Origin of the sequence: Burkholderia sp. CCA53, from assembly GCF_001685525.1 — a bacterium.
GTDB lineage: Bacteria > Pseudomonadota > Gammaproteobacteria > Burkholderiales > Burkholderiaceae > Burkholderia > Burkholderia multivorans.
In genome coordinates, this window is record NZ_BDDJ01000002.1 from 1,830,792 (window position 1) to 1,842,857 (window position 12,066).

General features: G+C 67.6%; 13 protein-coding genes. 6 read left to right on the forward strand and 7 right to left on the reverse strand.

What is annotated here, in order from left to right; all coding sequences use genetic code 11:
- The first annotated feature begins 16 nt into the window (after positions 1 to 16).
- Positions 17 to 220, forward strand: coding sequence for a hypothetical protein (locus BCR55_RS24375; protein WP_006403067.1), 204 nt, complete (start codon positions 17 to 19; stop codon positions 218 to 220).
- Positions 221 to 233: 13 nt separating this feature from the next.
- Here BCR55_RS24375 and BCR55_RS24380 read toward each other — a convergent pair whose 3' ends face one another.
- The 3 genes from BCR55_RS24380 to BCR55_RS24390 are packed head-to-tail and all read right to left on the reverse strand — an operon-like array spanning position 234 to position 3,919.
- Positions 234 to 917 carry a Fe2+-dependent dioxygenase gene (locus tag BCR55_RS24380; protein ID WP_006409924.1) on the reverse strand — a complete coding sequence of 228 codons (684 nt, stop codon included), beginning with the start codon at positions 915 to 917 and terminating at the stop codon, positions 234 to 236.
- The gene (locus tag BCR55_RS24385) at positions 914 to 1,669 is read right to left on the reverse strand and encodes a tetratricopeptide repeat protein (protein WP_006403069.1); all 756 of its coding nucleotides are present in this window, start codon (positions 1,667 to 1,669) and stop codon (positions 914 to 916) included. The genes BCR55_RS24380 and BCR55_RS24385 overlap by 4 nt, the downstream gene beginning before the upstream one ends.
- Before the next feature lie 3 nt (positions 1,670 to 1,672).
- A complete protein-coding gene (locus tag BCR55_RS24390) occupies positions 1,673 to 3,919 on the reverse strand; it encodes a TonB-dependent siderophore receptor (RefSeq protein WP_006403070.1) in 2,247 nt (748 codons plus the stop codon).
- Between the two features lie 304 nt (positions 3,920 to 4,223).
- Between BCR55_RS24390 and BCR55_RS24395 the strand changes: the two genes are divergently transcribed.
- Positions 4,224 to 4,463, forward strand: a complete 240-nt coding sequence (locus BCR55_RS24395) for an Arc family DNA-binding protein (protein ID WP_065496259.1) — start codon at positions 4,224 to 4,226, stop codon at positions 4,461 to 4,463.
- The gene (locus BCR55_RS24400) at positions 4,460 to 4,915 is read left to right on the forward strand and encodes a type II toxin-antitoxin system VapC family toxin (RefSeq protein WP_065496260.1); all 456 of its coding nucleotides are present in this window, start codon (positions 4,460 to 4,462) and stop codon (positions 4,913 to 4,915) included. The genes BCR55_RS24395 and BCR55_RS24400 overlap by 4 nt, the downstream gene beginning before the upstream one ends.
- A 96-nt stretch (positions 4,916 to 5,011) precedes the next feature.
- Here BCR55_RS24400 and BCR55_RS24405 read toward each other — a convergent pair whose 3' ends face one another.
- Positions 5,012 to 6,307: an aspartate carbamoyltransferase gene (locus tag BCR55_RS24405; RefSeq protein WP_035487510.1), complete on the reverse strand. Its 1,296-nt coding sequence runs from the start codon at positions 6,305 to 6,307 to the stop codon at positions 5,012 to 5,014.
- Positions 6,308 to 6,539: 232 nt separating this feature from the next.
- Between BCR55_RS24405 and BCR55_RS24410 the strand changes: the two genes are divergently transcribed.
- On the forward strand, positions 6,540 to 6,674 hold the full coding sequence (locus BCR55_RS24410; protein WP_006396654.1) for an entericidin A/B family lipoprotein: 135 nt from the start codon (positions 6,540 to 6,542) through the stop codon (positions 6,672 to 6,674).
- 93 nt (positions 6,675 to 6,767) lie between these two features.
- Here BCR55_RS24410 and BCR55_RS24415 read toward each other — a convergent pair whose 3' ends face one another.
- The 3 genes from BCR55_RS24415 to BCR55_RS24425 form a co-directional block, all read right to left on the reverse strand.
- A complete protein-coding gene (locus BCR55_RS24415) occupies positions 6,768 to 7,343 on the reverse strand; it encodes a permease (protein ID WP_065496261.1) in 576 nt (191 codons plus the stop codon).
- Between the two features lie 195 nt (positions 7,344 to 7,538).
- Positions 7,539 to 8,489, reverse strand: a complete 951-nt coding sequence (locus tag BCR55_RS24420) for a DMT family transporter (protein ID WP_083211898.1) — start codon at positions 8,487 to 8,489, stop codon at positions 7,539 to 7,541.
- A 489-nt stretch (positions 8,490 to 8,978) separates the two neighbouring features.
- Entirely contained in the window at positions 8,979 to 9,773 is a 795-nt protein-coding gene (locus BCR55_RS24425) for an AraC family transcriptional regulator (protein ID WP_059938960.1), read from the reverse strand.
- 168 nt (positions 9,774 to 9,941) lie between these two features.
- Here BCR55_RS24425 and BCR55_RS24430 point away from each other — a divergent pair, with 168 nt between their 5' ends.
- Together BCR55_RS24430 and BCR55_RS24435 are read left to right on the forward strand one after the other, a co-directional pair.
- Complete coding sequence (locus BCR55_RS24430; protein WP_059938964.1) at positions 9,942 to 10,772, forward strand: MoaF C-terminal domain-containing protein; 831 nt, start codon at positions 9,942 to 9,944, stop codon at positions 10,770 to 10,772.
- Positions 10,769 to 11,578 carry an SDR family oxidoreductase gene (locus tag BCR55_RS24435; RefSeq protein WP_065496265.1) on the forward strand — a complete coding sequence of 270 codons (810 nt, stop codon included), beginning with the start codon at positions 10,769 to 10,771 and terminating at the stop codon, positions 11,576 to 11,578. Before BCR55_RS24430 ends, BCR55_RS24435 begins: the two co-directional genes overlap by 4 nt.
- Positions 11,579 to 12,066: the final 488 nt, after the last annotated feature.

Here is a 12,066-nt window from a genome sequence, read left to right on the forward strand (position 1 = left end):
TTCATGGAGAGAGCGAATGGAAGATTACGCCGGGAAGTCTCAGGACGAACGCGTCGCGGCGCGCAAGGGCAAGCCCGTCGCCGCGCAGGAGCAGCCGGGCGGCGACATGGCCGTGCCGGGCACGATGCCCGACGCGACACATAGCAGCGGAGAACTGTCGGAAGCCGGCAAGGCGCAGTGGAGGCAGGGTAATACGGCGGGCCGCAAACCGGGCGAGTGAGCGCTGCGCCGCGCTAGGCGTCGGCCCACTTGCGCAACAGATTGTGATAGATGCCGGTCAGTGCGATCACCGTCGGATCCTTCGCGCCTTTTTCGGCGGACAGCGTCTGAATCTGCGTGTCGAGCTGGAACAGCAGCGTGCGGTCGCCGTCGTCGCGCACCATGCTCTGAATCCAGAAGAACGACGCGACGCGCTCGCCGCGCGTCACGGGTGTCACGTGATGCAGGCTCGACGCCGGATACAGCACGAGATCGCCGGCCGGCAGCTTCGCACGATGCACGCCGTACGTGTCTTCCACGCAGAGCTCGCCGCCGTCGTACGTGTCGGGCTCGGCGAGAAATAGTGTGGCCGACAGATCGCTGCGCACGCGGAAATCGGTGCCGCGCAACAGCCGGATCGCATTGTCGACGTGCGTGCCGAACGCCTCGCCGCCCGCATAGCGATTGAACAGCGGCGGAAACACCTTAAGCGGCAGCGCAGCGGAAAAGAACAGCGGATGGCGCGCGAGCGCGTCCTGAATCGCATCGCCGACCGCGCGCGCGACCGGCGAGCCTTCGGGCAGCTGCCGGTTGCGCTTCGCGAGCGCGGACTGCGCACCCGACGTCGCATTGCCGTCGATCCATTCGGCCGCATCGAGCATCTCTCGACAGCGTGCAACCTGCGCTTGGGTCAGCACGCCCGGAACGTGCAGCATCATGTGGCGGACTCCATGTCGTGCGACGACAGCTGCATGGCTGCCGCGCGAAATGCGTCGAGCGGCGACGACGCGAGATAGGCGCGCATCTTCGCGACGAACGCGGGCGTGGCGGTGGCGGGCACGCGCGCGAGCCACGCGAGCGCTTCGTCGATGCGCCCGCGCTCGCCGAGCAGCCGCGCATAGTTGAATTGCCCGCGAAAATCGCCTGCTTCGGCGGCGCGGCGATAGTGGTCGAACGCGGCGTCGCGGTCGACGTCGACGACCCAGCCGTCTTCATAGAAGCCGCCGATCAGATTGATCGATTTCGCGTGTCCGAGCGCGGCCGCGCGCCGGAACCAGTCGAGCGCTTCCGCGCGGTTCTCGTCGATGCCGTTGCCGAGCGCGAGCGCGGTCGCGTAGTTGTACATGCCCCAGTCGAGCCCCGCTTGCGCGGCGAGGCGATACCAGTACACGGCAACGGGCGCGCACGCGGCCGTGCCCCAGCCGAATTCGTAGCAGCGCCCGAGCATGTTCATCGCCATCGGATGACCGGCCCGCGCCGCGTGCGCAAACCAGCGGAACGCGGCGGCCGGATCGCGCGGCACGCCGCGGCCGTCGAGCAGGTACTGCCCGTAGACGGCCTGCGCCTCGACGATGCCGTTGTCGGCGGCCGCCGCGACCCACGCGGCCGCGCGCTCGGGCGGCCCGGCCAGAATCGCGGCGAACTCGCGCGGCGAGACCGATGCGAGCGCCTTCAGCGATACGGCTTCCATCGATCAGTAGCGTGCGTTCAGCGTGACGAACGCGGAGCGGCCCGGCGCGATCGACGCGTAGTGCGCCGGATACGCCTGATCGAAGTACGTGCGGTTGAACAGGTTGTTCACGTTCAGCTGCAGGTCGAGCTTCTTGTTGATGCGGTACTGCGCCATCGCATCGAAGCGCCAGTACGACGGCACCGCGCGCAGGTTAGCCGGATCGCCGAACACTTCCGACATGTAGAACGCGCCGCCGCCGACCGTGAACTTCGGCGTGACGTCGTAGTTCGTCCACATCGTGAAGCTGTGCTTCGGCGTATTCGGGAAGCGATGGCCGTTGTTCGCGGTGTCCTTGCCGTTGTCGCGCAGTTCGCTCTTCATGTACGTGTAGCCGCCGAACACCTGCCACTGTTTCGTGAGCTGGCCCGCGACGCCGAGCTCGAGGCCCTGCACGCGCTTGTTGCCCACCATCGCGTACTGGTTGTTCGGCAGCGTCACGCGCGCGTTCGTCGTGTCGATCTGGAACAGCGCGGCCGTCAGCGACAGCTTGTCGTTCAGCACGTTCCACTTCGTGCCGACCTCGATGCTGCGGTTCTTCTCGGGCGACAGCTGATCGGCGTTCGAACCGACGCCGCCGCGGCCCGGCGTGAGCGATTGCGTCTCGCTGCCTTCGCCGAGCAGCATCCCGGCCGGCGTCGACGACGTCGCGTACGACGCATAGATGCTGCCGTTCTGCGCGGGCTTGAACACCGCGCCGAGCTGCCAGTTGAACAGCGTGTCGTCGCGCGTGTAGGTCTTGCCGCCGTTCGCCTTCGTATCGGTGAAGCGCGTCGAATAATCGTCGACGCGCACGCCGGCATTGAGCTGCCAGCGTGGCGTCAGCTCGATCGTGTCGAAGCCGTAGATCGACTTCGTCGTGGTGCGCGCATGCGCATAGTCGTTGTTGCGCGAGATCGAACCGGCCCACGGATCGGCCGGGTTCGGCGACCACAGGCTCGTGCAGTTGTAGCCGGACGGTGCGCCGATGCCGTTGTTGCAGATCGCGCCGGTGCCGGTCGCGACCTTGTACGTGTCGCGCTTGCCCCATTCGCGCGACAGCTCGATGCCGGTCGTGAAGCTGTGCTTGAACGGGCCGGTGCGAAACTCGCCGAACAGCTCGGTCTGGTTCGCGATGCTGTTGATCGAACTGTTGCGGTTGTTGTTGCGGCGCCAGACCTTGCCGTTGATCACGTTGCCCTGGCTGTCGTCGGGCTGCGTCCAGATGTAGTCCTGCGTCGATTCGGTGTAGCGCGTCGTGTTGCGCACGGTCAGCGCCGGCGTGATGTCGTGCTCGATGCGCAGCGTGCTGATGTCCGACGTCGTCTTGCGGAAGTCGCGGTCGATCAGGCCGTAGAAGTTGTGGCGGTCGACCGGCGCCGGATAGATCGTGTCGACGTTTGCGGGCTTGTTCGTCGTCGTGTAGAAGTACGGAATGCCGCTGTCGGGCAGGTCGTCCGTCGACAGATGGTAGTAGCTCGCGGTCACGCGCGTCGGCGTGCCGAGGCCGAACGCGATCGACGGTGCGACGCCCCAGCGTTCGTTGTTCACGGCGTCGCGGCCCGCCACGTCGTTGTTGTGGCTCATCAGGTTCAGCCGGAACGCCGCGTGATCGGCGAACTGCCAGTTGCCGTCGGCGGTGAAGCGACGGTAGCGATCGGTGCCGAGCCCGGCGCTCGCGGCGGCCGTCGTGCCGAGGTGCGGCGCCTTCGTGATCAGGTTGATGCTGCCGCCCGCGCCGCCGCGCCCGCCGTACGCGCCGTCCGAGCCTTTCGTGATCTCGACGCGTTCGGTGTTGAAGATTTCGCGCGTGGTCGCGCCGGTGTCGCGCATGCCGTCGACGAACATGCTGCCCTGCGTGTCGTAGCCGCGGATGAACGGGCGGTCGCCGAGCGGGTTGCCGCCTTCGCCGGCGCCGAACGTGATGCCGGGCACGGTGCGCAGTGCTTCGGTCAGCGTCGACGCGCCGCTGGTCTGAATCAACTCCTGCGGAATCACGGTGACCGATTTCGGCGTGTCGACGAGCGGCGCGGTGAATTTGGCCGACGCGGAAAAATCGGCCTTGTAGCTGTGCTCGGCGCGGCCCTTGATCTCGATCGGCGCGAGATGGCCTTCGGCGTCCGCGGGCGCGGGCGGCGGTGCGCCGTCGGCGGCAAACGCGGGACTGGCGGCGAGCACGCTGCACAGGGTGGTGAATTTTCCGAGCTTCGACTCGTCGGAACGGGACTTCATGATGCGCTTCGACCTCGCTGTGTGCCCCGGAGGCGAAGTGCTGCAGGATCCTGCATGCCGCCGGGAATTATTACGAATTCTTTTCAGCGCGCATTCTATGTAATTTTCTATTAAATGAGAAGCGTTCTTGTTATCGTTTGTAAGGAAAGCATGCGTTGCAACAAACGCGGGCGACGCGCGGCGGCCAAACGGCCGACTGGGATGGTGCGGCGGTGCGGGCTAGAGTATCCGCAACGTGATGTCGTCCATCGCGACAGCAAAGTGATAAGATGACTGCATTGAAAGCATATCGATGGAGTGCATTATGCCTGTGATTACCGTTCGAAACTTGCCGGATGAAGTGCATCGCGCCCTTCGGGTCCGCGCGGCGCTGCACGGGCGCAGTACCGAGGCAGAGGTGCGCGACATCCTCGAGCAGGCCGTGTTGTCGGAAGGGCGTGTGAAGCTGGGAACCTTGCTGGCGGAAATCGGACGGGAGGCAGGCGGTGTCGATTTCGACATTCAGCGTGACAAGACGCCAACCGATCCGATGAGCTTCGAATGATCCTTGTTGATACGAACGTCATTTCCGAACCGCTGCGGCGCGAGCCGAGCGCGGCCGTGATCGAATGGCTCGACGCACAGAACGTCGAGACGCTGTTCCTGGCCGCGATCAGCCTCGCCGAAATGCGCTTCGGTGTCGCGGCGCTGCCGGAAGGGCGCCGGCGGGACTGGCTGGCGCAAAGCATCGAGCATCGTGTCGTGCCGGTGTTTCGCGGCCGGATCCTGCCGTTCGACGATGCCGCGAGCAAGGCCTATGCGCGCATTCGCGCGCACGCCCGTGCCGGCGGCAACGCGATCGCGCCCGCCGATGGCTACATTGCCGCGACGGCCGAGGCGAACGGCCTGATCGTCGCGACGCGCGACGTCGCGCCGTTCGAGGCCGCGGGCCTGCGCGTGATCGATCCGTGGGCGTCGCAGGGCGCGCCGGTGCGCCAGGGCATCGCGTCGAAATGAAAACAGCGCGCCGGTTGTCCGGCGCGCTGTTCATGATGCGGTGCGCGGCACGCCGGCCCGACGCAATCGCGCGCCGGCCGGGCGAATCGCCCGATATCAGTCGATCCCGTGAAACACGGCATCCTCCGGCCCCAGGTATGCCGGCGGTCGCCACGTCGCGTCGCGCATCGAATGCTGCACGAGGTTTTCGACGCCGAGCAGCACCGCGAAGATCGCCATGCGCACCGGAATGCCGTTGTCGGTCTGCCGGAAGATCGCGAGACGCGGATCGCGGTTCAGGTCCGTCGACAGATCGTTGGCGCCGGGCCGGCTGTCGCGCGGCAGCGGATGCATGATCAGCGTGTCGGGTTTGCAGACCGTGTCGACGAGCGCCTGATTGATCTGGAAATCGGGCGTATAGCCTTCGAACGACTCGTCGGTGAAGCGCTCCTTCTGGATTCGCGTCGCATAGACGACGTCGGCGCCGCGCAGCCCCGCCGCGAGGTCGTTCGTCTGCTCGATCACGTGCCCGTTCGTCGCGATCTGATCGATGATGTAGGCGGGCATTTCGAGCGTCGGCGGCGACACCAGCGTGAACTTGAGCCCGCGGTAGAGCGCGAGCAGCTTGACGAGCGAATGCACGGTGCGGCCGTATTTGAGGTCGCCGACGAGCGCGATGTGCGCGCCGTCGACGATCTTGCCGAGCCGCGAGAACTCGCGCTGGATCGTATAGAGATCGAGCAGCGCCTGGCTCGGATGCTCGCCCGGGCCGTCGCCGCCGTTGATCACCGGCAGATTGGTCGCGCGCGCGAATTCGGCGACCGAGCCTTTCTCCGGATGGCGGATCACGAGCGCGTCGACGTAGCCGGCCATCACGCGGCTCGTGTCGTAGATCGACTCGCCTTTCGCCATCGACGAGAACGTGAACCCGGTCGTATCGCAGACGGAACCGCCGAGCCGGCAGAACGCCGCGCCGAACGACACGCGCGTGCGCGTGCTGGCTTCGAAGAACAGGTTGCCGAGCACCGCGCCTTCGAGCACGCGCGAAATCTTGTGGCGGCGCGCGATAGGCTGCATGACGTCGGCGACGCGGAACAGCGCCTCGACCGACTCGCGCGAGAACTGGTCGACCGATAGTAGTTGGGGCTTGCCTTCGAACAGGAACTGCTTCGCGAGCCCCTGGTTATCTACGCGTTGCGTATAGATTTCGCCTTCCGGCGCCGCGCGCTCGACGATCTCCGACACGAACCGCTCGACGATCTCCGGCATCCCGCGCGATTCCTGCGAATCGTCGGGCAGCAGCCACGTATCGAGCGCACGGCGGCTCACGCCGATGCGGTTCGCGAACGCTTCGCGCGTCATGTTGAGGCGGCGCATCGCGTCGCGGAGGAAGGCTTGCTGAGGAACGGGCATCGGCGGCACCTGATGAAAAATATACGCGGTGCGTATATTAGTCGCGCATGAGCCGAAGTCAAGGAAAATCTCGCGCCGGACCGTGTCGCGCGCGCGATACGGTGCGCGTTCGTACTGGCGTGCGGCGGACGTCTCCGTATAATCAGGTCAGGCCCCGTGTCCTGCATCGTGCAGGGCGCCATGCCGCAAACCGTTTGCCCGCTCGGGTGCACTGATTACAAGGAGAACGAGAATGACGCGTACGATTGCTGCGATGCTGCTGGTGATGACTGCCGCACTGGCCGGCTGCAACACGGTCGCCGGCGTGGGCGAGGACATTTCGAAGGGCGGTCAGGCAATCAGCAACACGGCCGAAAAGGCGAAGTAAGCCGGCTGCCGGTCGAACGCAAAAGCGCCGTGCCGTCCCGCGATCGCGGGCGGCACGGCGCTTTTGTTTGTGCGTACGAAATGCGCGGCGCCGTTACGACGCGCGATCGACGAACGCATAGCGGCCGTCGACCTTGCGCGGCGTGAACCAGCCGTAGTCGGGGAACATCCGGTTGCGGACGAACCATACGTAGCCGATCAGCACGGCCGTGACCGCGAGGGTCGGCAGCGCGGTCGACGGATCGTGCGTCAGGTCCGCGATGGTCTTCGGCAGCTGCAGCAGCGATAGCGCGATGAACGCGTGATACGCGCCGACGCGGTGTGTCGCGAATCCCCAGATAAACAGCAGCGCCAGCGGCACGGTCAGCGCGACAAAGAGCAGCGTGACGCTCTGGCCGCTCCCGCGCGACGAGCCGAGGCGGCCGGCGAGTTCGAACAGGGAATAGGCGATATCGAGACTGATCAGCAACTGCACGACCGCGATGCCGATCAGGATCCGGACGTGCACCTTGTTGCGTCGGCATCGTTCCGGATCGGGCCGTGATGCAATCAGCCGGGCGAGCACGCGATCCTTGAGACCGTGCCCGGACAGGTTCGCGAGCACCTCGGCTTTCCTCGTTCCCCCGGCGAGCAGCGCCGCGATTTTTGCTTTCGCTTCCTTCTTGTTCATTGCGTGACGGATGGTTGTCGACAGTGGTCAAAAGGCCCGGCCACGCGAATATTGCACCTCGCGCGAGGCGACGCAACGGTTTTGCGGCGCGCGGAAACATTCCTACAGTCGTGGTGAACGCGCATCGGCGCATCGGCGCATCGCGCGACGCGCGAGCACCGCAGCGTCGCGTGCTTCGTGCAGGGCGACGGCGCGTCATTCCGCGGCGGCGCGCGCTGGCGGCGCGGGGTCGGCATGGCACTGCGCGTCCGCGTTCGTCGACGAATCGCGCCGCCGCGTCGCGCCGACCAGCACGCCCGCCACGACGAGCGCGATGCCGGCGACGCGCGTCGCGGTCAATGCGTCGCCGAACAGCACGACCGCGAACAGCACGGCCGACACCGGCGCGATCGCCGTGAACAGCGCGGCCTCGGTGCCGCTCGTGCGCGCCGAGCCCGCATACCAGCATACGTAGCCGAGTACGGTCGGCACGAGTGCGTAATAGGCGATCGCCGACACTGCGCCAAACGTCCAGCCCGACACGACGGCCCGCCATTCGAACGCGGCCGGTATCAGCGCGAGCACGAAGCCGAGCGCCGACATCGCGGCGGACAGCGTCAGCGGCGGCAGCGGTGCGGTCAGCCGCCGGTTCAGCAGAATGAACACCGCTTCGCACGCGACCGCGGCGAGCACGAGCGCATCGCCGACGAGCGCGCGCAGCGACGGCATCGCATGGCCGGGTGCGAACGTGACGAACAGCACGCCCGACGTGGCGAGCGCCGCGGCGACCCAGTCGCGCCGCGTCTGCCGCTCGCGCAGTACGACGGCCGCGATCAGCGTCGACATCGCGGGCAGCGTGCCCAACATCACGCCTGCGTCGATCGGCGACGCGAGCTTCGTGCCGCAGATCAGCAGCACCGTATAGCCGACGCCGCCGGCGGCCGCCTGGATCACGAGCAGCACGGCATCGCGCGTGGACGGCCGCGTCCAGCGAAGCCGCCGCATGCGCATCAGCGCGATCAGCAACGGCGTCGCGATCAGGAAACGCAGCGCGGTCGCCGCGAACGGCGGAAGGCCGCCGGCCGCCACGCGGCTCGCGATGACGGTGCTGCCGACGCCTGCCATTGCGGCGGCGAGATAGAGATAGCCGATCAGTCGTGTCTTCATGGGCCGCATCGTCGCGTGTGGCGCGGTGCGGCGTCTTGAACGAAATTGCAGCGGTGAAGGAGCGGTGATGTGGGCGCGATGCGGTGGCGATGGGGCGGCTATGCGGAGGCGATGCGGAGGGGACGCAGAGGCGATGAAGCGGCGATGCAGCGGCCAAGCAAGGCCAAGCAAGGCCAAGCAAGGCCAAGCAAGAGCCAAGCAAGAGCCAAGCAAAGGCCAAGCAAAGGCCAAGCAAAGGGCCAGCGGAAGCCAAGCAGAAGCCAACCGGTGCCGATGTGGTGGCAATGCGGTTGCGATGCAGCTGGCCAGATGCCGCGCGATGCTGGCCGTCGCGATCCTCTGACCCGCGCGGGGCCGTCGTGCCGTCGCACGCGTCGGCTTGCATCGGCCACGTCGACGGCAAAGCGCATGACTGTCGATCGCGCAATCCTCAACGTGTAGCGGCCTGTTGCGCGCCCGACGTCCTGCACGATGACGCCGTGCGGCCGATCACACCGCCTGCGCGAACCGCCCCGGCGTAATGCCGAACTGTCGCCCGAATGCGCGCGTCAGATGGCTCTGGTCCGCAAAGCCGGCCTCGGCCGCCGCCTCCGCGATCGGGCGGCCGCTCGCGAGCAGCGCACGGGCGAGCCGTGTGCGCGACTGAAGCAGATAGGCATGCGGCGTAATGCCGAGTTCGCGCGCGAAACCGCGCAGGAGCTGAAAGCGGCTGACGCCGCTGAGCGTCGCGAGTTCGGCGAGCGACACGGGCTCAGCAGGCGCCGCGTCGAGCCGCTCGCGCGCCGCTCGCACGGCCGGCGCGACGCCGGCGCTCGGCAGCGTGCGGTTCGCATGACGCGCCAGCAGATGTGCGACGACCGTCACGATCGCTTCGTCGCGAGCCAGCGGCGCGTCGGCGGATTCGACGATACGTGCATGCAGCTGCACCACCGCCGCGGCGAGCCGCGCGTCGCGCACCGCCGGATGCGCGAGTTCGATGCCGCCGAGCCCTTCCTCCGCCGCGATGCCGGCAACCAGCGACGGCGCGAGATACAGCATTCGCCAGCGCCGCGCCGCTCGCGTGCCGATCGGCATGCCGTCGTGCATCTCGCCCGGATTCACCATGATCGCGTCGCCGGCGCGCGCGTCGACTTGCCCTCGGCCGCTCCAGGACCGGTGCGCGCCGCTGACGATCACGCCGACGCCGAACTCGTCGTGTGCATGGCGCGGGAACGTGCGGTCGGACTCGAGGCTGATCGCTTCGATTCCGTCGCCGCTTCGCCGGTAATGGGTGACACGATGCATGGGGGCTCCTCGCGCCGGCCGCGGCGCAGATGCCGTGCACTTTAGCGCGTTCCGGCGCCGCGCGCGCTTCATCCGTTTGGCCGATACCGCGCGGCGTGCACAGCCGGCACGATGTGCGTGAGCAGCGTAGACGGCCCGCCGGGTCTGAAGCTGCATGGGAGACGGCAGATGGAACGACAGGATCCGGTATTCATTCAGGTCGGCGCGCTCGCCGACGGTTTTGCGCCCGAGGCCAACATTCTCGCGCCGGTCGACACGCTGGCCGGGCGCACGCTGACGCTCGACACGGCCGACGGCGAATCGCGTGTCTATGCGTTCGAGCCGGGTGTCGTGCGCTGGCGCGATGCGGCGAGCGGCGACGGCGGCTTCGAGCCCTGCCGCGTGACGCGGCTGCGCGACGGGCTGCTGTTCGTCGACTACGTCGATTCGCGCGCCCGCGCAACGTCGATCAGCCTCGTGATCGATCTCGACCGCGGCGTGTGGACGTCGGTCGTCGGCACCTTGCCGACCGAGGCCGACACGCGCGTCGACGCCTTCACGCGCGTCATGCTCGGCCGACCGCTCACCGGCGTCGACGTCGCGTTCCGGCACGGCACGATAGCGGGCCACGCGCAGCCCGGGCCATTGCACGCGCCGACGCGCGAGCTGATCGGCAAGCGCGCGATGTATCGCTACAGCCCCACGGAATGCTACGAGCACATCTATCTGAACGAGCACTTCTATGCGTGGCAGTGCCTGCAGGGCGTCGAAAGCGGGCTCGCCGACGTCGACCGCTGCCATTACTTCCGGATCGCCGAGGCGTTCTATCTGTTCGTGTGGCGCGAGAAAGTGGTGCCGACGCTCGGCGTCGTGCTGATCGATCTCGCGCAGCACAAGACCGACGGCAAGATCTTCGGCTACGCGCAAGACGACTTCGGCACGCTGTCGAACTTCCCCGTCGGCGCGCATGTGCAGGTGCTGAACGAAACCGTGCATCCGCTCGACGGGACGCAGCGATGACGGCCTCGCTCGGTTGCGGCCGCGTGCGCGCGGACTTCACCGGCCGCGTCGTGCTCGTGACGGGCGCGGCGCACGGCATCGGCGCCGCGATCGCGCGACGCTTCGCGGAATCCGACGCGTTCGTCGCGCTCGCGGATCTCGACGAAGCCGCCGCCGTCGCGCAGGTCGATGCGATCGCGCGCGCAGGCGGCGCCGCACGCGCGTACCGCGTCGATGCGGGAAGCCGCGACGAGCTTTGTGCACTCGTTCGCGCGGTGGAGCGCGACGGCGGACGGCTCGACGTCGTCGTGCACAATGCCGCGTATTTTCCGCTGACGCCGTTCGTCGACATCGACGTGCAGACGCTCGAACGCACACTGTCGGTCAACCTGTCGGCACTGTTCTGGCTCGCGCAGGCGGCACTGCCCGCATTCGAACGTGCAGGAGGCGGGCGGCTGCTCGTGACGTCGTCGGTGACGGGGCCACGCGTCGCGTTTCCCGGGCTCGCGCACTACGCGGCATCGAAGGCCGGCGTGAACGGCTTCATTCGTGCGGCAGCGCTCGAGCTGGCGCGCCGCAACGTGACGGTCAACGGCGTCGAGCCGGGGATGATCCGCACCTCGGCGGCCGGCAATCTCGGCGATGCATCGGTTGCGGCGCGCATCGCGCGCGACATTCCGCTCGCGAGAATGGGCGAACCGGACGATATTGCGAACGCGATGCTCTATCTCGCGTCGGCCGATGCCGCGTACGTTACCGGGCAGACGATCGTCGTCGACGGCGGTGCGACGCTGCCGGAAAGCGGCGCCGCGTTCGATGCGATATAGCGCAAGGGCGCGTTTAGCCGCGCGACGCGCGGCGAGGGTTCGGGTCGTCGTTCGGGTGCGGTGCGGACAGGTCGACGCGGGCGCCGTGTCGAAGCCCGAGCGACGAGGACCGTCCTGATTTTCGGTCAGTGCATGGCCGTGTGCGCGACGACGCGCGATTCGCGTCGAACGCACTGCCGTGCCGGCAACGCCGTTATGCGGCAGCCCGGATGGGCCGCGATCGGTGCGCATTCGGCGATCCAGTGCATCGGCGGGTTGACGGCGAGCGCGCGTTTCGCGATGCTCCGGTCCGGTTCGCATCTCGGCAACGCGTGCAAGAGCCGCGCGTCGTGCGGCGCACGCAGCGCGCGAGTCGCGGTACGCTATCCGCGGGTCCGCGGGTCCGCGGGTCCGCGGGTCCGCGGGTCCGCGGGTCCGCAGGTCCGCAGGTCCGCAGGTCGGCAGGTCGGCAGGTCGGCAAGTCACAGCGCGGCAGGTCGACAGCTCGG

Bases quoted from the DNA above. Each gene is read 5' to 3' on its own strand.
- BCR55_RS24395 (WP_065496259.1), top strand. From the start codon at position 4,224: ATGCCTGTGATTACCGTTCGAAACTTGCCGGATGAAGTGCATCGCGCC.
- BCR55_RS24410 (WP_006396654.1), top strand. From the start codon at position 6,540: ATGACGCGTACGATTGCTGCGATGCTGCTGGTGATGACTGCCGCACTG.
- BCR55_RS24405 (WP_035487510.1), bottom strand. From the start codon at position 6,307: ATGCCCGTTCCTCAGCAAGCCTTCCTCCGCGACGCGATGCGCCGCCTC.
- BCR55_RS24435 (WP_065496265.1), top strand. From the start codon at position 10,769: ATGACGGCCTCGCTCGGTTGCGGCCGCGTGCGCGCGGACTTCACCGGC.
- BCR55_RS24420 (WP_083211898.1), bottom strand. From the start codon at position 8,489: ATGAAGACACGACTGATCGGCTATCTCTATCTCGCCGCCGCAATGGCA.
- BCR55_RS24375 (WP_006403067.1), top strand. From the start codon at position 17: ATGGAAGATTACGCCGGGAAGTCTCAGGACGAACGCGTCGCGGCGCGC.
- BCR55_RS24425 (WP_059938960.1), bottom strand. From the start codon at position 9,773: ATGCATCGTGTCACCCATTACCGGCGAAGCGGCGACGGAATCGAAGCG.
- BCR55_RS24415 (WP_065496261.1), bottom strand. From the start codon at position 7,343: ATGAACAAGAAGGAAGCGAAAGCAAAAATCGCGGCGCTGCTCGCCGGG.
- BCR55_RS24385 (WP_006403069.1), bottom strand. From the start codon at position 1,669: ATGGAAGCCGTATCGCTGAAGGCGCTCGCATCGGTCTCGCCGCGCGAG.
- BCR55_RS24390 (WP_006403070.1), bottom strand. From the start codon at position 3,919: ATGAAGTCCCGTTCCGACGAGTCGAAGCTCGGAAAATTCACCACCCTG.
- BCR55_RS24380 (WP_006409924.1), bottom strand. From the start codon at position 917: ATGATGCTGCACGTTCCGGGCGTGCTGACCCAAGCGCAGGTTGCACGC.
- BCR55_RS24430 (WP_059938964.1), top strand. From the start codon at position 9,942: ATGGAACGACAGGATCCGGTATTCATTCAGGTCGGCGCGCTCGCCGAC.
- BCR55_RS24400 (WP_065496260.1), top strand. From the start codon at position 4,460: ATGATCCTTGTTGATACGAACGTCATTTCCGAACCGCTGCGGCGCGAG.